We start from the raw sequence: 1,087 nt of genomic DNA on the forward strand, positions 1-1,087 counted from the left end.
CCCGAATTCAGATAATAAGTGCACCACTCATGGTTAAACGGTGAGAAGAGATCAACTGCCTGTTGGTGGTACTCTGTAATCGCCAAAAAACAAGAGTAGATACCATGAGTTACAAGCAGTTGATCGAAGGGCAAAGATACCAGATTGAGGCCTACTTACGCGAGGGTTTTAGCTATCGAGAGATAGGGAAAAGGCTAAAAGTGAGCCACAGCACTATAAGTCGTGAAGTTAGGCGCAATAGTACTCGAAGTCATTACTTGCCTGAGGTTGCACATTCAAAGGCATGTAAACGAAAACGTCTAGCTGCCAAGTATTCCATGCCAGCACTTACAATTGCGTTCGTTGAGTTTGGATTGGAGCAAAAATGGAGCCCTGAGCAGGTTGCGGGTGTAAGCAAAATTATCGGGCATCCTGTGAGTCATGAATGGATTTATGGCTATATTCAAAAAGATAAATTGAGTGGTGGCAAGCTATACAAACATCTGCGACAAGGGCACAGACGTTATCGTAAAGGCAGCCGAAGCAAACGTGTCATCATCCCAAATCGTGTTGGCATTGAACATAGACCTGCGATTGTTGACACTAAGACACGATTTGGTGATTGGGAAGCGGATACAGTACTTGGCAAGCATGGTACGGGAGCAATCGTTAGTTTAGTCGAGCGTACAAGTAAGTTTTACCTGATACGCAAAGTGCCAGCAAAAAGTGCAGCGCAAGTGAGCAGAGCAATGATAGGTATGCTGTGGCGCTATCGACGCCATGTTCATACGATAACCGCAGACAACGGGAGTGAGTTTTGTGAACATGAGCATGTTTCAGACAAGCTAAAAACCGACATCTACTTTGCTAACCCCTACTCATCATGGGAAAGAGGGTTAAATGAGAACTTTAATGGCTTGTTACGTCAATACATTCGCAAAGGCACTGATTTACGAACGGTGACAGATAAGCAAATTGCGCACATAGAAAAGGCGCTCAATGCGAGGCCGAGAAAATGTCTAGGGTTTAGGCAACCAGCGGTAATATTCGATGAATTACGCAAAGCAGCCTAATTTAGCGAGTGGTGCACTTCGGACTTGAATTCGCG

General features: G+C 44.9%; 1 protein-coding gene. It reads left to right on the plus strand.

Going from position 1 to position 1,087, the window contains the following annotated elements; genetic code table 11:
- Positions 1 to 104: 104 nt before the first annotated feature.
- Entirely contained in the window at positions 105 to 1,052 is a 948-nt protein-coding gene (locus tag JIG41_RS11995) for an IS30 family transposase (protein ID WP_199524813.1), read from the plus strand.
- Positions 1,053 to 1,087: the final 35 nt, after the last annotated feature.

Source organism: Pseudoalteromonas sp. bablab_jr011 (assembly GCF_016464045.1).
Taxonomy (GTDB): domain Bacteria; phylum Pseudomonadota; class Gammaproteobacteria; order Enterobacterales; family Alteromonadaceae; genus Pseudoalteromonas; species Pseudoalteromonas lipolytica.